The 23,895-nt window shown below is 60.9% G+C and carries 23 protein-coding genes, 1 pseudogene and 1 riboswitch; of the genes and pseudogenes, 6 read left to right on the top strand and 18 right to left on the bottom strand.

Annotated elements, in window-relative coordinates; genetic code table 11:
• Positions 1 to 23: 23 nt before the first annotated feature.
• The 10 genes from ACR0CG_RS19345 to cbiE all read right to left on the bottom strand — a co-directional run bounded on the left by ACR0CG_RS19345 (position 24) and on the right by cbiE (position 10,220).
• Positions 24 to 1,394, bottom strand: a complete 1,371-nt coding sequence (locus ACR0CG_RS19345; RefSeq protein ID WP_480526917.1) for a tetratricopeptide repeat protein — start codon at positions 1,392 to 1,394, stop codon at positions 24 to 26.
• A gap of 180 nt (positions 1,395 to 1,574) precedes the next feature.
• The gene (locus ACR0CG_RS19340) at positions 1,575 to 2,759 is read right to left on the bottom strand and encodes a CaiB/BaiF CoA transferase family protein (RefSeq protein WP_480526915.1); all 1,185 of its coding nucleotides are present in this window, start codon (positions 2,757 to 2,759) and stop codon (positions 1,575 to 1,577) included.
• The gene (locus ACR0CG_RS19335; RefSeq protein WP_480526914.1) at positions 2,746 to 4,365 is read right to left on the bottom strand and encodes a thiamine pyrophosphate-binding protein; all 1,620 of its coding nucleotides are present in this window, start codon (positions 4,363 to 4,365) and stop codon (positions 2,746 to 2,748) included. The genes ACR0CG_RS19340 and ACR0CG_RS19335 overlap by 14 nt, the downstream gene beginning before the upstream one ends.
• A 79-nt stretch (positions 4,366 to 4,444) precedes the next feature.
• Positions 4,445 to 4,909 carry a DUF302 domain-containing protein gene (locus ACR0CG_RS19330; RefSeq protein ID WP_480526913.1) on the bottom strand — a complete coding sequence of 155 codons (465 nt, stop codon included), beginning with the start codon at positions 4,907 to 4,909 and terminating at the stop codon, positions 4,445 to 4,447.
• A 185-nt stretch (positions 4,910 to 5,094) separates the two neighbouring features.
• Positions 5,095 to 5,838 carry a precorrin-6A synthase (deacetylating) gene (gene cobF, locus ACR0CG_RS19325; RefSeq protein ID WP_480526911.1) on the bottom strand — a complete coding sequence of 248 codons (744 nt, stop codon included), beginning with the start codon at positions 5,836 to 5,838 and terminating at the stop codon, positions 5,095 to 5,097.
• Entirely contained in the window at positions 5,831 to 6,559 is a 729-nt protein-coding gene (gene cobA, locus ACR0CG_RS19320; protein WP_170808263.1) for a uroporphyrinogen-III C-methyltransferase, read from the bottom strand. Before cobA ends, cobF begins: the two co-directional genes overlap by 8 nt.
• Positions 6,556 to 7,872 (bottom strand): cobyrinic acid a,c-diamide synthase CobB, encoded by a 1,317-nt coding sequence (locus tag ACR0CG_RS19315; protein ID WP_480526910.1) that lies wholly within the window; start codon positions 7,870 to 7,872, stop codon positions 6,556 to 6,558. The genes cobA and ACR0CG_RS19315 overlap by 4 nt, the downstream gene beginning before the upstream one ends.
• On the bottom strand, positions 7,865 to 8,659 hold the full coding sequence (cobM, locus tag ACR0CG_RS19310) for a precorrin-4 C(11)-methyltransferase (RefSeq protein ID WP_480526908.1): 795 nt from the start codon (positions 8,657 to 8,659) through the stop codon (positions 7,865 to 7,867). Before cobM ends, ACR0CG_RS19315 begins: the two co-directional genes overlap by 8 nt.
• Before the next feature lie 2 nt (positions 8,660 to 8,661).
• A complete protein-coding gene (locus ACR0CG_RS19305) occupies positions 8,662 to 9,024 on the bottom strand; it encodes a cobalamin biosynthesis protein (protein ID WP_480526973.1) in 363 nt (120 codons plus the stop codon).
• Entirely contained in the window at positions 9,021 to 10,220 is a 1,200-nt protein-coding gene (cbiE, locus tag ACR0CG_RS19300; protein WP_480526906.1) for a precorrin-6y C5,15-methyltransferase (decarboxylating) subunit CbiE, read from the bottom strand. The genes ACR0CG_RS19305 and cbiE overlap by 4 nt, the downstream gene beginning before the upstream one ends.
• On the opposite strand from cbiE, the gene ACR0CG_RS19295 reads away from it, so the two are divergent.
• Positions 10,219 to 10,950, top strand: coding sequence for a cobalt-precorrin-6A reductase (locus ACR0CG_RS19295; RefSeq protein WP_480526904.1), 732 nt, complete (start codon positions 10,219 to 10,221; stop codon positions 10,948 to 10,950). The two genes, cbiE and ACR0CG_RS19295, sit on opposite strands and share 2 nt — an antisense overlap.
• On the opposite strand, the gene cobJ is transcribed toward ACR0CG_RS19295, so the two are convergent.
• Genes cobJ through ACR0CG_RS19260 form a run of 7 tightly spaced genes read right to left on the bottom strand, consistent with a single transcriptional unit; the run spans position 10,941 to position 18,921 of the window.
• Positions 10,941 to 11,717: a precorrin-3B C(17)-methyltransferase gene (gene cobJ / locus ACR0CG_RS19290; RefSeq protein ID WP_480526903.1), complete on the bottom strand. Its 777-nt coding sequence runs from the start codon at positions 11,715 to 11,717 to the stop codon at positions 10,941 to 10,943. The genes ACR0CG_RS19295 and cobJ overlap by 10 nt on opposite strands.
• Positions 11,714 to 12,442, bottom strand: a complete 729-nt coding sequence (locus ACR0CG_RS19285; protein WP_480526902.1) for a precorrin-2 C(20)-methyltransferase — start codon at positions 12,440 to 12,442, stop codon at positions 11,714 to 11,716. The genes cobJ and ACR0CG_RS19285 overlap by 4 nt, the downstream gene beginning before the upstream one ends.
• Positions 12,439 to 13,068 (bottom strand): precorrin-8X methylmutase, encoded by a 630-nt coding sequence (locus tag ACR0CG_RS19280; protein ID WP_170609609.1) that lies wholly within the window; start codon positions 13,066 to 13,068, stop codon positions 12,439 to 12,441. Before ACR0CG_RS19280 ends, ACR0CG_RS19285 begins: the two co-directional genes overlap by 4 nt.
• The gene (cobG, locus tag ACR0CG_RS19275; protein ID WP_480526900.1) at positions 13,068 to 14,195 is read right to left on the bottom strand and encodes a precorrin-3B synthase; all 1,128 of its coding nucleotides are present in this window, start codon (positions 14,193 to 14,195) and stop codon (positions 13,068 to 13,070) included. The genes ACR0CG_RS19280 and cobG overlap by 1 nt, the downstream gene beginning before the upstream one ends.
• The gene (cobN, locus tag ACR0CG_RS19270; protein WP_480526898.1) at positions 14,192 to 17,485 is read right to left on the bottom strand and encodes a cobaltochelatase subunit CobN; all 3,294 of its coding nucleotides are present in this window, start codon (positions 17,483 to 17,485) and stop codon (positions 14,192 to 14,194) included. The genes cobG and cobN overlap by 4 nt, the downstream gene beginning before the upstream one ends.
• Positions 17,486 to 17,488: 3 nt before the next feature.
• Complete coding sequence (gene cobW, locus ACR0CG_RS19265) at positions 17,489 to 18,544, bottom strand: cobalamin biosynthesis protein CobW (protein WP_480526896.1); 1,056 nt, start codon at positions 18,542 to 18,544, stop codon at positions 17,489 to 17,491.
• Complete coding sequence (locus ACR0CG_RS19260) at positions 18,541 to 18,921, bottom strand: DUF1636 domain-containing protein (protein ID WP_170682400.1); 381 nt, start codon at positions 18,919 to 18,921, stop codon at positions 18,541 to 18,543. The genes cobW and ACR0CG_RS19260 overlap by 4 nt, the downstream gene beginning before the upstream one ends.
• Positions 18,922 to 19,015: 94 nt before the next feature.
• Positions 19,016 to 19,223: riboswitch (cobalamin riboswitch) on the bottom strand.
• 487 nt (positions 19,224 to 19,710) lie between these two features.
• Between ACR0CG_RS19260 and ACR0CG_RS19255 the strand changes: the two genes are divergently transcribed.
• Positions 19,711 to 20,046, top strand: a complete 336-nt coding sequence (locus ACR0CG_RS19255) for a hypothetical protein (RefSeq protein WP_170808272.1) — start codon at positions 19,711 to 19,713, stop codon at positions 20,044 to 20,046.
• Between the two features lie 171 nt (positions 20,047 to 20,217).
• Here ACR0CG_RS19255 and ACR0CG_RS19250 read toward each other — a convergent pair whose 3' ends face one another.
• Positions 20,218 to 20,724, bottom strand: coding sequence for a YybH family protein (locus ACR0CG_RS19250; RefSeq protein WP_480526894.1), 507 nt, complete (start codon positions 20,722 to 20,724; stop codon positions 20,218 to 20,220).
• 267 nt (positions 20,725 to 20,991) lie between these two features.
• Here ACR0CG_RS19250 and ACR0CG_RS19245 point away from each other — a divergent pair, with 267 nt between their 5' ends.
• The 4 genes and pseudogenes from ACR0CG_RS19245 to ACR0CG_RS19230 all read left to right on the top strand — a co-directional run.
• Positions 20,992 to 21,867 carry a LysR substrate-binding domain-containing protein gene (locus ACR0CG_RS19245; RefSeq protein WP_480526892.1) on the top strand — a complete coding sequence of 292 codons (876 nt, stop codon included), beginning with the start codon at positions 20,992 to 20,994 and terminating at the stop codon, positions 21,865 to 21,867.
• Positions 21,868 to 22,030: 163 nt separating this feature from the next.
• On the top strand, positions 22,031 to 22,369 hold the full coding sequence (locus ACR0CG_RS19240) for a hypothetical protein (protein ID WP_170808275.1): 339 nt from the start codon (positions 22,031 to 22,033) through the stop codon (positions 22,367 to 22,369).
• Positions 22,362 to 23,588, top strand: coding sequence for an HlyD family secretion protein (locus ACR0CG_RS19235; protein ID WP_480526890.1), 1,227 nt, complete (start codon positions 22,362 to 22,364; stop codon positions 23,586 to 23,588). The genes ACR0CG_RS19240 and ACR0CG_RS19235 overlap by 8 nt, the downstream gene beginning before the upstream one ends.
• Before the next feature lie 208 nt (positions 23,589 to 23,796).
• Positions 23,797 to 23,895, top strand: a pseudogene (locus ACR0CG_RS19230) (IS5/IS1182 family transposase); the annotation flags it as partial.

Below are 23,895 nucleotides of genomic sequence, written 5' to 3'. Positions count from 1 at the left end.
TGTCCTTCCTGGTCTTTTTATTGTTATTCGGCGGGCACGCTTTGCATGTCACCGCTGTCGCGTGCCGCTGCGATCAGTGCCCGGCGCGCGAGGGCATAGTTGTCCTCGCCTCCGGCCCGCTTGGCACGACGGTCGTCAAGAATGTGCTCAACCTCATCCAGACGTCCGGCGCGCAGGCCGGAATCGATTGTAATACGTTCAAAAACATCACGTTGCGCATGGCTGCCACCTGCCAGTTGCATTGATCCGCGCGCGGCACACAGATGGTCAAAGGCGGTGCCATGCTGTCCGTCGGCGAATGCCTCAAGACCCAGTGCCGCGGCTACGCCGGGATCGGCCATGCGGCGGGTAGTGTCATCCTTGGCGCGTTTTGCGTCTTGCCGGATGCGGTTCAGCATCTTTGCCGTGGCGTCTGTGCGGTTGTCGCCGGTCAGCGCCAGAAGATAATGCAGGTCCGCGAAAATCAAACAGCCATCTTCGGTTCGCGCGGCGGACAAATCGGCCAGTTCTTCCCAACGATTTCCGACATTTACGCCCTCAAGCTCCAACCGCATCAGCAACGAGGTTCCGTTCGAGATGTCGCGGTAATCGTCGGTCTTGTCTTGGCGGATATGGTGATCATACAGCTCCATCACCTGATCGATCTGGCCCAGATCAAGATGCATCAGCGCCTTGTGCCACCACACGTGATAGCGGAAGTTGTTGCAGTGCGACCAGGCGTTTTCCCGACCGGCCAGCCAGTCCAGACCCAGCTGCGCGTTGCCGGTCATCTCATGCACATGCGCGACCGCATGCAGACCCCATGCGTCGTCCGAAACCATCCACAGTGCCTGACGGCCCGCGATTTCGGCCTTTTCATAGGCACCGGTTTCCTCAAGCGCGAACGAGTGGCAGCCCAGCAGGTATCCGCGCCCTGGATGATCCGGCGCATAAGCGGGCAGGATGCGTTCGATCGACCGGCGCATGCCCGGAGCATCGCCCAGCACAAACCGGGTTGCGTGGCTGAGTTTCATGGCCAGCGTATCCTGCGGATGGTCGCGCAGCACCGCTTCGAACTTCTGAACCGCCTGCTCTAACTGACCGGCCAGATAAAGCGCCAGTGCATCGACATAAAGACGTTCGCGGGCCGAGATCGGCTGCCGCGCCATTGCGGCATTTGCAGCCGTCAGCGCTTCGACTGCGACAGGCATCATTTCACGCCGGCCCAGCAATGCCATGAACAATCCTTTGATGGCATGACCCAGCGCAAAATCCGGCTCAAGCTCCAGCACTTTGCCCAAGTGCTGGGGCGTGACCGCTGAATGCGCCATGAACCCAAGCAGAACACCATTCCACGCTTCGACGCTTGCCGGCTGGGTCAAAGTGTTCATTTGTCCAAAAACGTCTTGTTTCATACTTGGGTCCAATCTGATTGCGATATTTGACACTGTTCGATTTATCAGAGTGTGCCGACGGGACGTAACAGTATCGACCCTGCTCTCGAATTGGTGAAAGGCTGTGTGTGTAAAACGCGAAAAAAACCGCCGATTCAAGGGCATGTTTCAGCAACATGCCGCCGAAACGGGCACTGTGTTTCAATCGTCGAAGGGATTTTCGGCGCTCAGAACGGCCTGGGTATCGGCGCCAAATGTTGGCGGAGCCGCACGATAGGTGACCGGCGTGCGCGATAAATTGAGCGGATTTCCGATCAGTTGCACGGGCCCGGGCTGCGCTTGCATGGCGATCTGCATGTTGCGGGCCGCCGCCTGATCGGTGGCAAAAACCTGATCCAATGTTTGTACCGGACCAACGGGAACTTTCTGGTCTTCCAGACCCGCGATCACCGTTGCGGTGTCCATGCCTTTCAGGGCAGGCCGCAGCACTGCGTTCAGGGCATCGCGGTTTTCAAGGCGGGCCGGGTTTGTTGCAAAAAGGGGATCGTCGGCAAGGTCTTCGCGGTTGATGAAACGGCAGAATCTTTGAAACTGTGTGTCATTGCCGACTGCCAGAATGACGTGGCCGTCTGACGTTTCATAGACGTCGTAGGGCACGATATTGGGATGCCCGTTGCCTCGCCGTTGCGGAACGTTGCCGGATGTCAGGTAGTTCACACCTTCGTTGATCAGCCATGCGATCTGCGCGTCGACCAACGCCAGATCGATCTGCTGTCCTTCGCCGGTCTGGTCGCGGTGCCGTAAAGCCGCCAGTATGCCGACGGTGGCGTACATGCCGCACATCACGTCGGCAATGCCGACACCAACTTTCATCGGCGCGCCTTCGGGGTCGCCGGTCAGCGACATGATCCCGCCATAGCCCTGCGCCATCAGATCATAGCCGGGTTTGCTCGCATTAGGTCCGGTTTGCCCATAGCCCGAGATCGAGCAGTACACGAGCCCCGGAAGCTCCTGTGACAGAGATACATAGTCCAGCCCGTATTTGGCCAGCCCGCCGGGTTTGAAGTTCTCGATCAAAATATCCGCGTACGAAGCCAGTCGCTTGATTTCGGCCTGACCCTTGGCGGTCGTGATATCGATCGCCACTGATTTCTTGTTGCGGTTGGCTGCCATGAAATAAGCACTCAGGTCCGAGCGGTTTCCGTCCGCATCCTCGACATATGGCGGGCCCCACTGCCGTGTGTCGTCGCCACCCGTTGCCGGGTTTTCGATCTTGATGACACTGGCGCCCAAGTCGCCCAGCAATTGCGTGCAGGTCGGCCCGGCCAGAATACGGCTGAGATCCAGAACCTTGACGCCTTTCAGCGGCCCTTCAGATGCGGCCATCGTAACCTCCGCGCTCAATCTCAGCGGCGATGACCGTGAATGTGTCGGCTTTTATGGCGGCATCCAGTGCCGCGCGCAATTCGGCGCGATTGCGAACAGTGTGGCCATTGCCGCCAAAGGCGCGCCCCATGGCGGCAAAATCGTGGCGGTCGAAGTCAACGCCCCGGTTGCCCATCTGACGCTGGCGCTGCTTTAGCTCAATCAGCGCAAGGCTGGCATCGACAAAGACCAGAAAGATCGGATTGCCACCCATTTCAGCAGCCGTCGAAAGCTCACCGGCGACCATCAGGAAACCGGCGTCGCCGGAAAAGCTGATCACGGGATGGTCCGGTTCTGCCAGTTTCAGGCCTATGGCCATCGGCACGGCGCAGCCCATGGTGCACAGGGCCGAGGATTGTATCAGCCCGCGCGGCTCAGAACATTCCCACATCTGGCTGAGCAGGATGCGATGCGCGCCGCTGTCGGCCGTCGCCAGGGTTTCAGGTGGAAGCGCTGCGCGGGATTCCGCGATCACTGCGGCGGGTCCCCAGTCGTCATCCATCGGGAACGCTTGCGCCAGTGCCGCTTTCACTTGTTCGGGCTCACCACCAGGCCACGTCGCGCGCGCGGGATTGCCCTTGGCGATGGCCTCCAGCGTGGCCGCTGTGTCGGCAACCAGATTGAGCCCGGCCTGATGCATGTAGTGATCGTTGACGACCGCCGAGATGTCGATCACGCGCTTTTCCTCGGGGTCCCAGATCTCGCGCCAGCCGGGGCGCATTTCGATTGGGTCATAACCCAGGCACAGGACCAGATCGGCCTGCTCCACCAATGGCACCAGATGCTTGTCCGCCAGCGGGGACAGCCCTGCAGCGCCCAGACACAGGGGATGATCCTCGGGCACCACACCCTTGGCCTTGTAGGTGGTTACAAAAGGAATTCGGAAGTGCTCAAGAAAGGCCCGCACTACACAGCGCGAGTCGTCATAGAGGACATCAAGCCCGATGATGGCCAGCGGACGCTCGGCGTCGGCGACCCAGCGCCGGGCCTTTTCAAGGCAGTTCCCTTCGGGGGCAACGGCGGCGGGCTTGGTCAGCCGGCGCCGTTTCGTGTTGCTGACACGCGTATCGGCAACCGAGATCGGCACGTCGATATGCACGGGGCCAAGACGTGGCTGATTGGCGAGCGACACGGCCTTGTCTGCGACGATATCCGCGCCCTCGGCGGTCATTACAAACGTGCCCTTCGTGATCGAGCGGTAGACCCGGGAGTGGTCCATAACCTGATGCGTATAGGTCAGCGCTTCGTCCGCGTCGACGCAGCCGGTCAGCACGATCATGGGAACCCGGTCTTGCAACGCGTTCGCCACCACGTTGATTCCGTTCATCGCACCGGGGCCTAATGTCGCCACCAGAATTGCAGGCGCACCATCGCGATGATGTACCGCCTCGGCCATAAAACCGGCCGAGTTTTCGTGTTTGGCCAGATGAAAGGTGATACCCGCCCTCTCAAGCGCGTCGACCAGCGTCAGAACTTCTCCTCCGGGCATACCGAAAGCATGGCGACAACCGGCCTCGTACAGGCGTTGGGCCAGAATATCCGCCGCGCGGGGTGAAAAGTCCTGCATCCGTCATGCTCCGATACACAAGTTGCACAGCAGATTGCGGAGGACGCCGTCGGACGCAAGGCAGATCACGGCAGTGTGACTATTTGACTGCAGCTTCGGCCACGGCCTGAAACTTTTCGTCCAATTCCCGGGCAATTTCGCTCAGCTTTGCGCCACCTTCTGAGGCATAAGGAGCAAACACAAATCCGGGCGTTTTATAGGACAGGGTGGCAGTTCCGTCTTCGTTTTCGGTCACGTAAAACCTGATCGGCGCCTCGATCATCGCGTTGGTCGATGTTTCCAAAACACGCACAGCAAAATCGTTGTTGAATGCGCCGATCACCAGGTTGCCGGGAATGGTGATCCCGCGCGCAGCGGCGGCCTTTGTTGGCCCGGCTTGCGTCACCACGATCAGCCCATTTTCCTTGACTGCTGTTTTGGTGGCGTCCACCAGGTCCTCATATGACTTGTCGGTCACGTAAACCGCCCAGCCTTCGGGGATGTCGGGATCATCAGCCCAAACGGGATAGGCCAGCAGACAGAACAGGACCCGGAGCAATCTCATAGCATTGCCTCATTTGGTGTGGACGACCTTGTGATGCCAGAAATTCAGCACCGACGCATTCACATTCTTGTGGGGTGGAACGTCGGAGGAGTGCGCCGTCCATTAGTGGTTCGATTGAGCCATGAGGCTTTTCGCATCGAAGCTTCCCGCCTGATAGGCAAACTCACCTGCTATGCCACTTTGCGTCAGACCGCGCGCCTTTTCAGCAGATAGATATCCATGATCCAGCCATGCTCGGCCCGTGCGCGGGCCCGGGTATCCAGAATCGCCTGCGCCACCTCGGAAAGTTGGCCATGGATCAGCAGCTCTTCCTTCATGCCGACGAACGCGCCCCACCAGATGTCATAATCCTTCATCTCCAGAGACTGGAACGAGCATTCACCATCCAGCATGACCGCCACCTTGGTCGCGGCTTCGGGCCAGCCCTGTTCGCGAAGCCTTCGGCCAGTCGTGACAACATAAGGCGCCCCAATATCGTTGACCGGAATTCCGTGCGCTGCGGTCAGCGCCTGCAAAGCGGTGATGCCGGGGATTACCCGTTTTCGTGGCTGCGGGGTCAGTCGCGCGGCAATGCGCAAAGAACTGTCATAAAGCGACGGATCACCCCAGATCAATAGCGCCACATTCCGGGCCTCTGGATCAGCCTGCATTGCCTCCTGCCAGCGCAGGGCGATGGCGTCGTGCCACTCATCAACACCGCGCAGATAGCCGTCCTCCGTCCGGCGTTCGGGAATGTCGAAATAAGCGATCCGGGGCGGGGTATCTGTCACCTGCGCGATGATCTCTTCACGCAGTCCTGCCAGATCGGCCTTGTTCTCGCCCTTGCGCGGGATCAGGATCAGATCGGCATCACGGATTGCCTTTGCCCCCTGAAAAGTCACGTGATCCGGGTTGCCCGTGCCAATGCCGATCAGGGACAGCTCATACATTGTCAAACTCCGCCAGCGGGCCATACAGGATCAGGGCCGGGGCTGTGCCGATTTCGGATTGCAACTGTTCCGCCAAAGCGCCGATGGTGGCACGGCGAAGCTTCTGGTCGGGGGTCGAGACGGACTCGGCCATCAATGCCGGAGTATCCAGCGGCAAGCCATGGGAGCGAAGTGCCTCGACGAGCAAGGGGAAGGTGCGTTTGCCCATGAAAACCACTGTTGTCGCGGAAGGGTCCGCGAGTGCGGGCAGATTCAGATCTTCCGGTAACTGGCCGCTGACATCGTGTCCGGTCACAAATTGCACGCGGCGGGCGGTCAGACGACGGGTCAATGGGATGCCCGCTGCTGCAGCGGCCGCAACGGCTGACGGAATGCCGGGAATGATTTCATAGTCGATACCAGCATCCCGCAACGCGACAAGCTCTTCTTCCAGACGACCGAACAAGCCGCCATCACCGGATTTCAGGCGCACAACATGCTGGCCAGTACGGGCATAGTCCACCAGCAAGCGGCTGACATGATCCTGTTTCGGCGACGGGCGACCAGCCCGTTTGCCTACCCCGACCAGATCGGCATCATCGCGCGCATGGGACAGGATTGGGCCACTGCTGAGATCGTCAAACAGCACCGCGTCCGCCTTTTGCAACCGATTCACCGCCTTGAGCGTCAGCAACTCGGGATCGCCCGGGCCAGAGCCGATGAAGGAAACAAAACCGCTCATTCCGAGGCCTCGGCTATCAGATGAAAGAAGGTGCCTGTCACGTGTCCACGTACCGATCCGGTCTGCGGTCCTTCGGTGCCTTCCGCGTCAAACACGCGCGCCAAAGGGGGGTCTGGCTGTTCGACAATCGACGAATAATGAAACTCATGCCCGCGCAAAGCCGTACCAGCGGCAAGCCCCGGCATCGGCGACAGCAATTCCGCCCGCCGATAGCCCAGATTGAACTTGCGCTTTTCGTATGATGTCACCAGACCCAGCAATCCGGCCATCCGGTGCCGGGTACCGTCCTTGTCGATCAACCCTTCGCCCAAGGCCATGTAGCCCCCACATTCCCCGTGAACGGGCTTTGTATCGGCATGTTTGCGCAGCCCTGACAGGAACGTATCAGCCGCCGCCAGCGTTCCGGCGTGCAATTCCGGATACCCGCCGGGCAGCCACACAAGATCAGCATCCGCGGCCGGAGCTTCGTTCGCCAGTGGCGAAAATGGCAGAACTTCAGCCCCTGCTACGCGCCACCCTTCCAGCAGATGCGGGTAGGTGAACGAAAACGCCGCATCCTGTGCCAATGCGATCCGTTGTGCCGGAGGGCGCGGCAGCGCGGCTGACGATGGCCCTTTCGGGCCTGAGGAAGCTGCAGCCTTGATCGCCTCAAGGTCCACATGTTCACGCAGAAATACTGCATACCCGGCAATGGCACTTTCCAGATCCGGGTGTTCGACCGCCTGAATCAGGCCAAGATGGCGTTCAGGCAGGGTCAGATCGCCGCGCCGCGGCAGGACGCCCAGCACCGGCAGACCCGCGTGTTCCATCCCCAGACGGGTCAGGCGTTCATGCCGTGGGCTGGCACAGCGGTTCAGGATTACTCCGGCAAAGGGCAGGTCCGGATTGTACATTCGGAACCCAAGTGCTGTCGCCGCCGCAGATTGCGCCTGACCGCCTACATCCAGCACCAGTACAACGGGCCAGCCCATGCGCTGCGCTGTCTCAGCGCTGGACCCGTGCCCGAGTTCTCCGGGTTTTGCGACGCCATCGAACAGGCCCATCGAGCCTTCGGCCACAACGATATCCGCGCCTTCGGCCTGGGCTGAAATCGCGTTCAGCAAGGGGTCGCCCATCGCCCAGCTGTCCAGATTGAACGAGGCCCGCCCGGCTGCCGCCCGATGAAACGCCGGGTCGATATAATCCGGCCCGCTTTTGAACGGCTGAACTGACAAGCCATCTTCGGCCAGCGCACGCAAAAGGCCCAGCATGACTGTTGTCTTGCCGGTTCCCGAAGAAGGGGCGGAAATCAGCAATCCCGGGGGGTTAGTCATCGCCGTGGCTCCAGCTCGACCAGGGGCTTTCCGCACTTTGCGGGCGGTAGCGACGATCATAGGTCTTTGAATACAGGCAACTTTCGTCAAATCCTTCACCCGCCAAGGCAGGACCGATAAGGATCAGCGCGGTACGCGAAATGCTCTCGTCCAGAGACTCTTTCAATGTGTTCAGCGTCGCGCGGATGATCCTTTCATCCGGCCAGCTTGCCCTATACACGACGGCGACCGGACAATCCGCGCCATAGGCCGGTGTAAGGTCGGCGATCACCTTGTCCAGATTGCCAATCGACAGGTGGATGGCAAGTGTTGCGCCGGTGCGGGCAAAGTTTTCCAGCGTCTCGCCTTCGGGCATGGACGATGCGCGGCCCGGCGTACGGGTCAAAACAACAGATTGTGCCAGTCCGGGCAGGGTCAGTTCCGTGCCAAGCGCCGCGGCGGCCGCGGCAAAGGACGGAACGCCGGGGGTGACGCTGACCGGGATGCCCATCTGTTTCATGCGCCGAATCTGTTCGCCCATTGCCGACCAGACCGACAGGTCGCCGGAATGCAGCCGCGCCACGTCGTGACCAGCCTGATGCGCGGTCTCGATCTCCGCCATGATCTGATCCAGATCCATCGGTGCGGTGTTCACGATCTTCGCGCCTTCGGGGCAATGATCCAGAATTTCTTCGGGCACCAGTGATCCGGCGTACAGGCATACCGGGCAGGACGCGATGATATCGCGCCCGCGCAGCGTCAGCAGGTCGGCGGCGCCTGGCCCGGCGCCAATGAAATGAACGGTCATGTCTATCCTCCGATGGCGACGGCGCAGGTCGCAAGCCGGTCGTCCGAAATCAGTCTGGGTGAGAGAAGCCGCGCCCCGGAACCGGCGGCGGCAAGGGCGGATGCTTCGGCCACGCTGCCGGTGCCATACGTGGCCCGGCTGCGGTTCGAGCAGGTGAGGGTCCGCTGCCCGGCCAGATCGGCGGGCGAGATGAAATGCACGGGCAAGGCCAGCTTTTGGGCAAAATCAGTCAGGGCAGGGTGGCCTTGCTTGTCGGCAACAGTGGCCAGCGCATCCACACGATGCCCGGATGCGGCAGCCTTGAACGCCGCCTGCAAACTGTCCGCCGTGGCGGAGGACGAAAAGCCCAGGCCCGCGACGATCATAGTGTCACGCTCCATTGCACGACCGGATAAGCGGCCTTCCAGCCGCGACGCGGGCCAAGCGGTGCCGCATGAGACAGGTCAATGCGCAACAGGTCGCCGCCGAGTTCCTCGTGCCATTGGGCCAGCAATGCCTCGCTTTCCAGTGTGACCGCATTGGCCACCAATCGCGTACCTTGGGGCAAATTGCTCCGCAGCCATTCCAGCAGGTCAACGCTCAGCCCGCCGCCAATGAAAACAACATCAGGCGGGGTCAAACCATAAAGCGCCCCGGGGGCCGTACCGTGAACCACGTTCAGCCGATCCTGCCCCAGTGTATCGGCATTCCGGCGGATACGCTCGGCCCGGTCGGCGCGAGGCTCGATCGTGGTCGCCGTCAGGCTCGGGTCGCACATCAGCCACTCGATACTGATCGAGCCTGTGCCGCCACCGATATCCCACAGATGTTCGCTGCGTTGAGGGGCCAGCGCAGACAGGGTCAGCGCGCGGATGGGGCGCTTGGTGATTTGCCCGTCGGTTTCGAATATCTCATCCGGCTTGCCCGAGGCTTTGGGCAGGGCGCGGCCCGCACCCGCGACGTCAAGTCCGACGCAAACCGGGTGCTCGAAGGTTCCCAAAAGCGCCTCGGTCAACGAGACACTGCGGGCCCGTTCACGCGGGCCGCCAAGCGCCTCCATCACGTGCAGTTGCGTGTCGGCAAAGCCGGTCTCGGTCAGGTAATTGGCCAATTCGGCCACCGCCGCGCCATTGCGCAGCAGCAGGATTGCACGCAATCCCGGGGACAGATGCGGGCGCAAGCGGGTCAGAGGGGCGGCATGCAACCCGAAGGTCAAAGTGCTTTCCAAGGGCCAGCCCAGCCGCGCGGCAGCCAGGGAAAAAGTCGACTGACCAGGCAAGGCCAACCACTCACCGGGATCGAAATTGCGCGCGATCACCGACCCGGCACCGAACCAGAACGGATCACCCGAGGCCAGTACCACGGTGGCGCGACCGCGCAGCCCGGTCAGCATGGGCAACCCATCGGCAAATGGCACGGGCCACGCGATCCGCTCGGCCCCGTTTTCGGGAACCAGCGCCAGATGGCGCGGTGGCCCCATGACGACTTCGGCGCGGTCCAGCACTTGACGGCTTGCCGGCGACAGGCCATCCAGTCCATCTTCGCCCAGTCCAAGAACGGTCAGCCACGGAGCTTCATGCATGTCCCACCTCCTGATCCTTGGCGGCACGACCGAGGGCAACGCGTTGGCCAAGGCGGTTGCCGACCGGGGCATAGCTGCAACCTACTCCTACGCAGGCCGGGTGGACAATCCGCGACCGCAGCCATTGCCGGTCCGGGTGGGCGGGTTTGGCGGGGCGGAAGGGCTGGCGCGTTACATTCGTGATCACGGTGTCAGCCATGTGGTTGATGCCACCCATCCCTTTGCCGCGCAGATGAGCCGGAATGCGGTTCAGGCATGTGATGAAACAGGTATTCCGCTGGCCGCGCTGACCAGGCCAGCTTGGACCCCGCAAAACGGGGATTGCTGGACAAACGTGGCAGACATCGCCGCGGCGGTGGATGCCCTGTCCGGGGCGTCTCAGCGCGTTTTTCTTGCGGTAGGCCGGATGCATCTCGGGGATTTCGCCGCCCAGCCCCAGCATCATTACCGGCTGCGGCTGGTGGATAAGCCTGACTCCCTGCCGCTGCCGGATTGCGACGTCGTCGTTTCCCGCGGACCGTTTACGGTGGAGGACGACAGGGCGCTGATGGCGCAGCACGGTACAGAACTGGTGGTGTCCAAGAACGCGGGCGGAACCGGCGCACGGGCCAAGCTGGACGCCGCGCGGGCGCTGGGCCTGCCGGTGCTGATGATCGACCGTCCGGTCCTGCCGCAGCGAACCGAATTGTCGAATGTTGCTGACGTTCTGGACTGGCTGGGTCATTCCTGATCCCTGGCCTGATCGCTGGCCTGAGTAAACCTGGGCGTGTAGACAATTGGCCCGTGGTCCCTGTCAATCACACGGGTCAGCGAAGATCCGACAATCACCACGGTCTGCATGTCGGCCATGTCAGGTGTCGCCTCGGCAAGGGTCGAGATGCGAATGGCCTCGTCGGGCCGCGTAACCGCTCGGGCGAACAGGATCAGCCGCTCGGGCTCACATTCCTCGCGTAGGATTTCCAGTGTCTTTACAAAGCCTTCGGGGCGGGACTTGGAGCGAGGGTTGTAAAACGCCATCGCGAAGTCCCCTTGCGCGGCCAGTCGCAGACGTTTTTCGATCAAAGGCCACGGCTTGAGATTGTCGCTGAGGTTGATGGCACAAAAATCATGGCCCAGCGGCGCTCCAGCGTGGGCCGAAGCGGCCAGCATCGCCGTAATCCCGGGCAGCACGTCAATCGGAATTTCACGCCATTCCGAGGGGCCGTTTTCCAATGCCTCGAACACAGCGGCGGCCATGGCAAAGACACCCGGATCGCCCGAGGACACAACCACCACGCGCTTGCCCTCTGACGCCATCTGCAACGCGTGCTGCGACCTGTCGATCTCGACCCGGTTGTCGCTTGCGTGCAGCGTCAGGCCGGTGCGCTCTGCCACCCGGGCGACGTAGGGAATGTACCCGACAACGTCGGTCGCTTCGGCCAATGCCGCCGAAACCTCGGGTGTGACCAGATCCGCATTGCCCGGGCCCAGCCCCGCGATTTTGACCCAGCCACTCATGGACGGCGACCCTGGCCATGTACAACGATGATCGAGAAATAGGGCGTGATCTTGCCGCACGCTTCGGACAGCTTAGACACGGTCTGGTTCGGCATTTGCGCGTATTCGACGATCCAGGCACGGTCATAAAGCCCGGCTGTCTGCAGTGCGCGTTTTACCTTGTCGATATTGCGGCCGATTTTCATCACCACCAGCGCATCCGTCTGGGCCATGCGCCGGGCCAGATCGTCCTCGGGCAGGGTGCCGACCAGTACTGTCAGCACGTCATCGCCCCAGGTGATCGGATCGCCGGTTGCGGTCCACGCGCCCGACATGCCGGTGATGGCGGGCACCACCTCGACCGGAGCGTTGTCGCGCAAGCGGCTGTATAGATGCATGAACGAGCCGTAAAAGAACGGGTCACCTTCGCACAGAACCACCACGTCTTCGCCGTTTTCAGACAGCGCCTTAAGATGCGCGGTGCAGTCTTCGTAGAACTCAGACAGCAATTCGTTGTAGCGCGGGTCCGTGACGGGAATTTCCGTGGTGACGGGGTATTCCATCGGGAATTCAACTGCCCCTTCCGGGATCATCCCGTTTACGATCTTGCGGGCCTGACCACTGCGGCCCGGCTTGCGGAAAAAGGCGACGTGTTTTGCGTTGCGCAGCAGGCGATCCGCCCGAACGCTCATCAGGTCGGGATCGCCGGGGCCAAGGCCCACACCGTATATTGTGCCCATCTTCATTCCGCCCGGCTTGCGATAGCGTTGATTGCGGCCACGGTAATGGCGCTGCCGCCCAGCCTGCCTTTGACAATGCAGGACGGCACGGGCTGTGCTTCCCACAGGGCGTCCTTGGATTCCATCGCGCCGACGAACCCCACGGGGCAGCCGATGATGGCGGCGGGACGGGGGCAGCCGGGGTCTTCCAGCATGTTGAGCAGATGGAACAGGGCGGTGGGCGCGTTGCCGATGGCGACCAGAGCGCCTTCCAGATGAGGGCGCCACAATTCCAGCGCGGCGGCAGACCGGGTGTTGCTCATCTCGGCGGCCAACGGGCGCACGCGTTCGTCATGCAGGGTGCAGATCACCTGGTTGTCGGCGGGCAGGCGAAAACGGGTCACGCCTTCGCTGACCATGCGCGCGTCACACAGGATTGGGGCGCCGCTTTCCAGCGCCGTGCGGGCCGCGGTCACGAATCCCGGCGAGAAATGCACGAACTCTTCCAGCCCCACCATTCCGGCGGCATGGATCATGCGAACGGCGACCTGTTCCTCGTCAGCGTCGAACCGGGCCAGATCTGCCTCAGAGCGGATGGTGGCAAAGCTTTCCTTGTAGATCGCCGCACCATCGGTTTCGTATTCATAGGGCATCAGGTCAGGTCCATAGTCATGAGTGTTTCGGGGCTCAGCCCGCGCTGGCTGGGCTCATCCCCCGCGCGGCCCTGATTTACAAGATCAAATCGGCCGTTCCGGCCAACCAAAGTGACGTCGGCCGGGCCCATGCGGGCACATCCCTTGGCGCAGCCGGACACGTGCAGTGTGCCGGCCACGCGCGGGGCCAGGGCACGGGCAATGTCGCGGGTTTCTGCCTGCGCCTGAGGGCAGAACGGCGCACCGGGGCAGGCATCTGTGGTCATGAGTGGGTCGGCGTCATCGGTGACAAATTCTGCAGCAGGTATCGACGCCCCGCCTTCCAGCAGGATCAGCCGCCAGGGTGTGACACGCAGAGCAGTCGCGCCAGTCACCGCGATCAGTTCGGCAAGTGGCTGGGCGGGCAGTTGCCCGAACGCCGCGCCATAGAATGTACCCAGATCGTGAGTGCCAGGCTGAAGCGGTTCGCCAGTCGGGGCAGGGTTGCTGCCCTGCCACTCCTGCGGCAGGCCTAGTGCTGCCACGACCCGCGACATGCGGCGATTTTCCGGGGTGAAATTCCCTGAGAACCATTGTGCCAACGCGATCAATTGGTCGATCGCTTCGGCCTCGGTGACACGTCGCCCGGTGTCAGACCCGTCCGCGCGCAGGATCAGGCCGTCAGGACCGGTCTCCAGCCGGATATCCGCTGAATCCGCTGCAAGCAGACGGTTCGGGCCGGTGTCGATGGCAAAGCCGAACTTGGCGGGCAAGTCGGGCAATTGACCCAGCCGGTCAATCAACTCCGTAGTCAGACGGCTGGTCCGATCGCCGGTTTGATACAACGGCGAGACGAGTATGTTGCGCCGCACTTCAATGCCGGGCTCTGCATCCAGCAAGTCCAGTGCAGAGAGTTTTTGAAGCAGAGGCTGGTGATCAGCTTCGCTCACGCCGCGCAATTGCAAGTTGGCCCGGTTGGTCAGGTCGATGGTGCCGTTGCCGAATTGCCCTGCCAGATCGCACAGGCCCAATGCCTGTTTGGCATCCAGCCGCGCCAGCCGAGGGCGCACACGAACGACCAGCCCGTCGCCGGACATCATCGGTCGATGCGCCCCGGGGCACCAGCCTTGTACGATCGGCGCGCTCATCTCAGCCCCTCCAGATCGGCCCGGATCGAGTTCCGGCGCGTGTTCCAAAGCCCGGCCTCCAGCAGCGTGCGGAACCGGTCCTGCATGGCCTGATGCGCTTGCGGGTTGGCCTGTTGCAGGAACGCGTCCACCTCGGCATCGCCCAGCGTCGCGTCATGGTAGAGGTCGAAGAGGTGTGGCGCGACCGTACCGGACAGGTGGGCAAAAGAAGCCATGTGATCCAGCGTCGCCGCGATCTCGGCCGCCCCGCGGAAACCGTGGCGCTGCATCCCCGCGATCCAGGCGGGATTGGCGGCCCGGGCATGGACGACGCGGCTGATCTCTTCCGGCAGGGTGCGGGCGCGGGGTTTATCCGGATTGGTGTTGTCGAGATGGTAAAGTTGCACCCCGCCGCCGGTAATCTTCTTGGCCGCCGCAAAACCGGCCTCATGCGTGGCATAGTCGTTGGCCAGCAGCAGGTCGGTTTCGGTCAGGTCCTGAAGGTGCACGAAGCTGTCCGCATTGGCGACTTGTCGGGTAATGCCGTCGATATCCTGTGCGACGTGTTCGCCTTCCAGTGCGAATGAACTGGCCTGTAGCCAGGCCTCACCCGCCTGCGCGCGGGCCTCGTCGGTGTAGGTTTCCGACAAGTGTGTCATGTTCAGGCCATAACTGCCCGGAGCCGGGCCAAAAACCCGCGGGTTCGGGGTCTGCCCCGCGAAGGGATTCCAGTCCGGCGCTTCGTCCCGCTGGGACAGCGCCCGAACGGCCTGGCCAAATAGAGCGGAGAGCGTTGGGAATACATCCCGGAACAGGCCCGAAACACGCAGGGTCACGTCCAGACGCGGACGGCTGAGGTCGGTGATTGGAAGCACTTCGATGCCTGATACCCGCTCTGATCCCTTGTCCCAGACCGGTTTCACGCCCAGCAGGTGCAGCGCCATCGCGAATTCCTCGCCTGCCGTGCGCATGGTGGCCGACCCCCATAGATCGACGATCAGGCCTTTCGGATAATCGCCTTCCTCCTGCAGGTGCCGCCGAACCAGTTCCTCGGCCAGTTTCACGCCTTGTGTATAAGCCGCGCGGGTCGGGACCGACCGGGGATCAGTGGTGTAGAGGTTCCGCCCAGTGGGCAGCACATCCGATCGTCCGCGATAGGGCGAACCCGACGGGCCAGCCTCGATCCGGTTTCCGGCCAGCGCGTCCAGCAAGGCAGTGCGTTCGGCGTGTGCAGATGGCGCGGGGTCGAAATTGCCGGTCACTTCAGGCACGCGGCCAAAAATATGCAGCCCGTTGCCAAACTGGCTTTCCTTGATGTCGCAGACAAAGCGGTCGATGCGGGTGATTGCCTCGGCGATACAGGTGGCCTGGTCAAGACCAAGATCGCTTTCCAGCCCGATGGCCTGAGCTTCTTCCCGGATATCTTCCTGCAAGCGGTCGCGTCGTTTGGGGTCAAGCCCGTCGGCGTTCGAGAATTCGTCCAGCAGCGATTCAAGCCGCACCATCCTGTCCGGCGTGCCGCTCTCCTTCATCGGGGGCGGGATGTGACCCAGCGTGACGGCTCCGATGCGACGCTTGGCCTGTGCGGCTTCGCCTGGGTCGTTGACAATGAAGGGGTAGATCACCGGCAAATCACGGATCAGCGCTTCGGGCCAGCACTTGGCGGACAGGGCAACGGATTTTCCCGGCAGCCATTCCAGAGTGCCATGGGCGCCAATATGGATCAGTGCGTCGGCGTGCAGGCTTTTGCGCAGCCAAAGGTAAAACGCGACATAGCTGTGACGCGGTGTGCGCGAAAGGTCGTGATAGTCGTCATCGCGCAGTTCAGGCGTGCCACGTTCGGGTTGCAGCGCGACCAGCGCCTTGCCCCGGTGCAGCGCGGTGAAATGGAACGCGCCATCAACAAAGGTCGGATCATCCTCGGGCTTGCCCCAGACTGTTTGCAGGTCCGTATTCAGTTGATCCGGCAAGTGTGCAAGCGCGGCCTGGTAATCTTCGAGCGACCAGGAAATCCGGGCGCCCAGCAATGTGTCGGCGATCGGTTCGGCTGGGGCTGTATCATACCCGGCGCATTGCAAATCTGACAGCATCGCTTCGGCTGATGCCAGCGCGTCAAGGCCCACGGCATGGGCCATCTGCCAGTCCTTGCCGGGGTAGGTGGACAGAACCAGAACCGGCACCTGTTCCGCTTTGGGTCGGTCGTTCAGATTCAGCCAGCCGGTTACACGATCAATGATCGCTTCGATCCGTTCAGGTTCAGCGCGGTGGGCAAAGCGGGAATACTCCAGGTGCGGATCGCGTTTGCCCGGTTCCTTGAATGAGGCGATGCCTGCCGAGATCCGCCCATCCACTTCGGGCAGCACGACGTGCATGGCAAGGTCGGCGGGGGAAAGACCGCGTTCGGCCTCGGCCCACGCTTTGCGGCGTGAAGTTGCCAGAGCGACCTGGAAAACCGGCACACCCGCCGCGTCAAGCGGAGAGGTTCCCGACGCACCTTTGCCCGAGAAGGAGGTGGCATTGATGATCGCAGAAGGTTCCAGTGCAACGATGTTTCGGCGCAACCAATCGGCGGCGGCAGGTGCCTTGAGGGAAGGGGCGAACATGCCCATTGCCTCGAACCCACGCGCCCGCAGGCTGTGGATCAGCGCGGCGACCGGGGCGGTGTCGGCGGAGGTCAGGTAGGCGCGATAGAAAGTGACGATGATGCGTTTCGCATCGTTCGTAAATGCGGTTTCGACCGGGGTTACGCCGCGGTCAGGGCACCAAACACCGCATTCCGGAAGGGTTTTGGCCCCCATCACCGGCCCGGCATAAAGACCTGCCGCCAATGCCATCTGCGCCAAAGCGGCCTGCGCCGCGACCTCGCCGCCGGTGTCGCACAGATGCGCCAGTCGCCGCAGGGTCGAGACGGGCAGGGTGGAATAGTCGTCCAGCCGGGTATCCTCACGCCCGTCGGCAGGCAGAACCGCCAGCGCGATGCCTTTGGCCTGCGCCAGCGCAAGAACCTGCTGCAGCCCGTATGACCAGTAAGGCACCCCACCAATCAGGCGGATCAGGATACCTTTTGCGCCGTCAAGCGTCTGTTCCACATATGTGTCAACGGACAGAGGGTGTTTCAGCGCCGTCAGATTGGCCAAACGCATCGTCGGCATTCGCCCTTCCGGCCCACCGCCGCGATGCCAGCCTGCCGCGAAAGCACCGAGATCACTGTCCGAAAAGGACAACATCACCAGATCCGCCGGGCTCTGGCCCAGATCGGTCGGGGTCTCGGTTTCTTCAAGCCCGTGGCTTTCGCGGAAGACGACGTGCATGGCTTACTCGGCGGCCTCGGTCACACCCACGAGGATATCCCGGATTTCGGCCTCTTTGATGTCGTCGTGCTCGGCAATGACCACAAGACGCGAGCGGCGCTCCTCGCCGGGTTCCCAGGGGCGGTCGTACTGATGACGCACCCGGGCACCGACAGCCTGAACCAGCAGACGCATCGGTTTGCCGGCAACTGCCGCATAGCCCTTGACGCGCAGGATGTTCAATTCCCTGGCCAGACGTTCGATCTTGGCAACCAGATCGAGTGGATCGCTTTGCTCCGGCAGTTCGACGATGATGCTTTCGAAGTCGTCATGTTCGTGGTCGTGATGACCGTCGTGATGCGACGGACGCGCGTCCATGTCATCCTCGGCTGCAGCTTCCAGACCGAGCACGACGCGGACGTCTACGACGCCTTCGGCAACCTCTACGACGGGCAGCGGGCGCGGGGCCTCGGCTGCGATGACCTCTTTGGCTTTGGCAACACCCTCTGGCCCTGCCAGATCGGGCTTGGTCAGCAGGATGATATCGGCGCAGGATATCTGATCCTCGAACACCTCGGAAAGAGGCGTTTCGTGGTCGATCGAGTCATCGGCCAGGCGCTGGGCATCCACCGCCTCGACGTTCGGAGCGAAGCGACCTGCCGCGACCGCCTCGGCATCGGCCAGAGCGATCACGCCGTCCACAGTGATTTTCGAGCGGATATCGGGCCAGTCAAAGGCTTTCAGCAGCGGCTTGGGCAGGGCGAGGCCGGAGGTTTCGATCAGAATGTGATCGGGGCGCGGGTCCAGCGCCATCAGCGCTTCGATGGTCGGAATGAAATCATCGGCCACGGTGCAGCAGATGCAGCCGTTTGCCAGTTCCATGATGTTCTCTGCCGGACAATCGGGAATGGCGCAGGATTTCAGAATATCGCCGTCGACGCCCACGTCGCCGAATTCATTGACCACGACCGCCAGACGTTTGCCCTGCGGGTTCTGCATCAGGTGCTTGACCAGCGTTGTCTTCCCTGAGCCCAGAAAGCCGGTGATCACAGTGACGGGAAGTTTCTCAAGAGTGCTCATTTCAGGGCTCCAATCGGGGGAATGCGGGAGGCGCAGTTTTTGCGGAAATGTTCGGGGCGCTCACGCCATTTGACCAAGCCGTCCTCGGTCGCCAGATATTTGGTCGCACCGTCGACAATGACGTCAACGTGTTCGGCTTCGTTCAGGTTCTCATAGACAAAGGTCCAGCGACCCGGTCCACCGCGCAGCACGATCGAGCAGCCCTGATCGCAGTTCGACAGGCATTCGACGGGTTTCAGCGTGATGCCTTCGGGCAGGTCGGCCTGTTGCAGCGCTTTGTGCAGCAATGTGCCGGGGCGTTTTTCATCATCCTCGACGGGCAGTCCACGGCGGCACGTGGTACAGACCAGCAACTCGACTGGTGCGGTCTCGGTCATGTCTCTCATCCCCCCAAATCCTCTTCGCGGGGGACGGGGTTTCATGCGGGCCACGCGTCTGCACATGGACCCGACACCGGAACACCCCGCCCGGTTTCTTCTTCGGGTGCTGGCAGGTCTCCCGGCTTGCGGATGTCAGAGGCTTGCTCTGGCAGATGTCCCGCCTTCCCGGCCTTTCGGCCAGTGGCTATGGGCACCCTCTCCGGTCACGGTCGCGGGGGCGGCTGCGTTTGACGGAAAAACCGCTGACGCATTCCCTTTTCATCCATCCAGGGATGGACACCAACGGGTCGGACATGCGGCACAGGCGGGGGACTTGTCAAGCTTCAGGATGCGCGGTTTTGCCGCCGGAAGGGAAAAGCGACCTGAGGTGGTCACTCAGCGGCATCGCCGGGCGCTTGCTGCGCCGGAAATCCTGCGTGATTGAGGGGTTCAGTGTGATGTTCGCTGATTTTGGAAGGGGTCGGCGGGACCCGGCCAGGCGGGGCAGATTCGGCTTCAGAGCCACTGGGGCAGGCCGTGTGTGGACGTTGCGGCGACCAATCGACCGTCATCTCCGAGCATCGCTAAACCGAGGGATTGGGGTTTCGTTGATTAAGTAGCCGCCGTTCCGACCGGCTCGGGGTACTCCATTTCAGTATTCGCGCAAGACCCGGCAAAAACGACCGCTTCGAGATCGAATCTGATGGCCGTCTTGCCGTGCACAGAGTAGCCAGAATTTTTGCAAAATTATGCCTCAAACTGTCCTTAGCGGGCGTCGGCGAACAGAATATGCCAGGAAACAAAAAAATGAAAAAGTTAGCAGCTTTTCTTGTGTTCTTACCCGTCGCTGCAGTTGCGGAAGACCGGGTGTTCGAGTGTGAAGCGCCGGATGCAAAATATCCGGAAATGGCGGCCACGCTGGTCAAATACGAAGGCCAGAACAAAGGGCATATTACCATTGGTGATATCGACAATAAGGCTGAGGTGTATCCCGGCCTCGACACCCTGACTTACCTGTATATCGGTGACGGCTTTACCCTGAATTACAACGTGAATCTCAAGACTGGCACGTTTGACTATTCGGCTTCGGGCAGCAAATCCGGATGGGGCAAAGGCAGCTGCAAGGAAGTTGTGGCCCAGTAATTCGCTAATGCCCGGTCTGCGGGTTGGGCCTTTCGGTTGCCGAGAAAAGTACTTGCCTGGTTCCGTCCTGAGGCCAATGTAGTTGGCCGTGGACGGAACCCGGTTAAAAGCGGCCGATCCAGTATGTGTCCAAGCCATCTGGGCGGCGTGCCAACCAATCAAATCTTTTGATCAGCAAGGTTCGGCACGCCCCGAACACGCGGGCGCGATTGATCTGCCGGCGCTGAAGGTATTCGCGTTGGACCAGATATCCCGCGCCACGCGCCATGTTCCGTCATCTTCGAGATGGTAGATATTGATGCCATGGCCCGTGGAAACAGTGGCAGGGCCCGGGTCACGCGGAACATCGGTGGCGGTAAACTCATAACGCTCAAACGCCCAGTCCGCCGCCACAACAAATTCCAGCGATTGCTTTTTCCAACTGGTGTGAACGGCGTCGAAATACCCGCGCACCCAAGGCCCGACCTTGGCTTTGCCTTCCATAACAGGCGCGCCGGGTGCGATGAAGACCACGTCATCAGTGACCGTCTCAAGGAATTGATCCAGTTTGTTCGAGTTGATCGCTGCAAGATACGCTACGTGTGCGGCTTGCGGAGTGTCGGCTCTGGTGTCGGGCAGCGCCGGTGTCGCGATAGCCAACCCTATTCCAGTAAAAAGCATGGTTATCCTGATAGTCATATCGGCCTCCAAGCATTTGCGGCGATTGGACCTTGCCGGTTGTTCAAACCCGCCTATCAACGCAAAACGCATTGCAGGACGATCGTATTGCAACGCAATTCGACAGGCTTTTAGGGCAATCGCAATTTCAGATAGCTACACCACTGATTGTTCAACTCGTATCGGGTGTATTTCTCGACAATAGTTACGTTTGGTGTACCTTGCGAGGCAGGAAAAAATAGCAATCATTAAGTATTTCTACTGAATGACCTTATTGACTGGCATAAGTTGCCGCCGCTTTCGACCCTCACGGCGTTTGAGGCGACCGGCCGTTTAGGCGGCTATTCTGCTGCGGCGCGTTCACTGAACGTAACCACTGCCGCAATTGCCCAACAGGTGCGAAAGCTTGAGGCTGATCTGGGGATTCCACTTGTGCGCCGAGAGGGACGTGGACTTGCTTTGACCGAGGCCGGTCGGACGCTGGCCAGCACCCTCAACGACGCATTCGAGCAGATCGCAAAAGGCATTGATGATGTGACGGCTCAGGAGGCCGCTCGCGGTGTGAGTGTGTCTACGACTGTCCGATTTGTCGACGCGGTCATCATGCCACGTCTTGGCGGCTTCTGGGCGGAACACCCCGGCATCCAGGTGTCCTTCGCTGCGGAAGGAAATTCGTGGGACGTCGATCTCGAAGCCTTTGACATTGCGATACGCGGAGGCCCGCCAAACCATGTTTGGAGCGGCGCGGCCCAGAAACTGCTTCTAAAGTCGCCGTTCGTATTATGCGGCACACCAGAGCTTGTCAGGTTGGGTGCGAAAAACCTGACCGATGTGCCGTGGATACAGGACAAGAGCATCGGTTCCCAAGTCTTTGAAGGTGTCGTCCGGGACTTCGGCCTGCGCGTCGACGACCTTCAGCTTGTTGATCCGGGGGGATCGAAGTTCGAGCTGGACGCCGCCTTGCAAGGCTACGGATTGCATCTAAGCCCTCTAGTGACCGTCAAAAAGTACCTGGATAAAGGCAGACTGGAAGCTATCGACGTGCCGCCGAAATGGGTGGCCTGCTACTTTGCGGTCTACCGAAAGGGGCGCATTTCCGATCAGGTAGGTGCTTTCTTGAAATGGCTTGAAGTGACGTGCGCACCACTTTCTCAGGAGGCTTGAGAACCTCGAACTGGATTCCGTCCAACGTCATATCGGGCACTGGCCCGTCATTATGTTCACGCTATCGGGCCGGGGGCTGATCAGAGTTGCCTCGTGCAGGATTGGTTTTTTTGATTTCAATCGCTTATCCTTGCCGGGGATCATTTGGAAACAGGAGGTTCACGTGAACAGCTCTATCTCTGATGAGGCGATGGCGCGGCTCCCGTTTTGGGTGACACCTCCGGGGGAAACAGACGGCTTTTTGATCGTTGTTGGGTTTCTTCTTGTCGTTGTCCTGCTGGGCTTCGGCGCATTGTATTTTACCGTGCAGGCTATCCCCGACCGCATGGCGGCAGGCGCGCACAAGGTTCAAATGCAACTGGTTGGTGTGCTTGGGTTGATCTCGCTGTTCACACTGAACAATGCCTTCTGGATCGCCGCCATTCTGATTGCCGCTGTGCCTCTGCACGAGATATTCCCGCTCAGGACCGAAGTGGACCTTTCGGAGAACCACGATGCTTGAGTTGGTATTCTCTGCATTGATCACGATTGTCCCGGATTACCTGTACCGTCGCTATAAGCAGGGCAAGAGATGGGGCCATGAAATAACCCTGTTCAACGTCTGGTATGAATTGCGGTGGGGTTTGACCGCCTGCGCAATACTGGCCGTTACGCTGATCACAGTGATCTTCTATTTTCACCCCTCAACGCGGAACGTGTCCGCCGCATTTCGCACGGTTACCATACTGTCAGATCGCGGTGGCCGCGTCTCAGAGGTGTATGTCGCCAACAATGATGCGGTTGATGCCGGTGACGCCATTTTCCGGTTGGACACGACCCGACAGGAAGCAGCAGCAGATACCGCTCAACGCCGTATAGAAGAGATCGAGGCCGCTTTGGGTCTGACCGCAACAGAAATCGCGGCAGCCGCCGCTGGTGTTGAGGCGGCAGAATCAGATCTTGCGCAGGCCACAAGCGATCTGGATCGACGCCTAGAGCTTGCCGAGCGAAACGATACTGTTGTGAGCGAGCAGGAGCTGGAGCGGTTGCAGACGGCAGTGTCCGGGGCGGAGAGCCGTCGCGCAGCCGCACTCGCGGCACTCGATGGTGCCAAGCTTCGCCAAACCTCACTTCTTCCTGCGCAGCTTGAAAGCGCGCGCGCCGTGCTTCGGGAGGCCGAAAACGAAATCTCGAAATCAACCGTATTCGCCGAGGTGGACGGGGTTGTGACGCAATTCCTCCTGAAGCCGGGCGACATCGTTAACCCAATTCTGCGTCCCGCTGGCATTCTGGTGCCAGACGTCTCAGGACAAGGGCGTTTCATAGCGGCTTTCGGTCAGATTTCAGCCAGCGTGCTCAAGCCTGGCATGCTGGTGGAAATCACCTGCGCATCCAAACCCTTGACCATAATCCCGATGGTCGTGGACGAGGTGCAAGACGCGATTGCTGCGGGGCAATTCAGGCCGGGGGACGCGCTGCTGGATCAGCAGGATCGGGCGCGCCCCGGCACTGTGACAGCCTTTCTTGCGCCAATCTTCCCGAAACATCTGGAAGATATCCCCCCGGGAAGTTCATGCGTCGGCGTTGCCTATACAAGCCGGGCGAAGGAAATTGATGCCGGTGAAATAACGGGTTTTTCGGCTTTTCTTGCACGGATTGTGGACGGGATGGGTATCGCAAACGCGATCGTCTTGCGCGCGCAGACAATTTTGCTGCCCGTCAAGGCGTTGGTTTTCAATTGAGGCCCATCTCGTTGAACGGAAAAGCGTCGCGACGGACAGCGACGCCAGTTTCATTAACCCGTTTTCCTCCGTCTTTTTTGAGGACCTGATCTAGTTGTCAACCATGTTGTTGTTTTTGGTGGTGTTCTTAGTCATCCATTTTCTAGGGTCAGGACCCATTGATTTCCAGCGGTCGGCATGATTCACGGCTGAAAAACGAGCGGTGAACATGTCTGGTCTTTTCTGGTTGACCGACGCGCAGATGGCGCGTCTTGAGCCCTTCTTTCCCAAGTCTCACGGTAAGCCGCGTGTCGATGACCGGCGTGTG

The organism is Ruegeria sp. AB8, assembly GCF_056542605.1.
The sequence above is the reverse complement of the archived record's forward strand: the minus strand, read 5'-3'. Positions and strand labels throughout refer to the sequence as shown.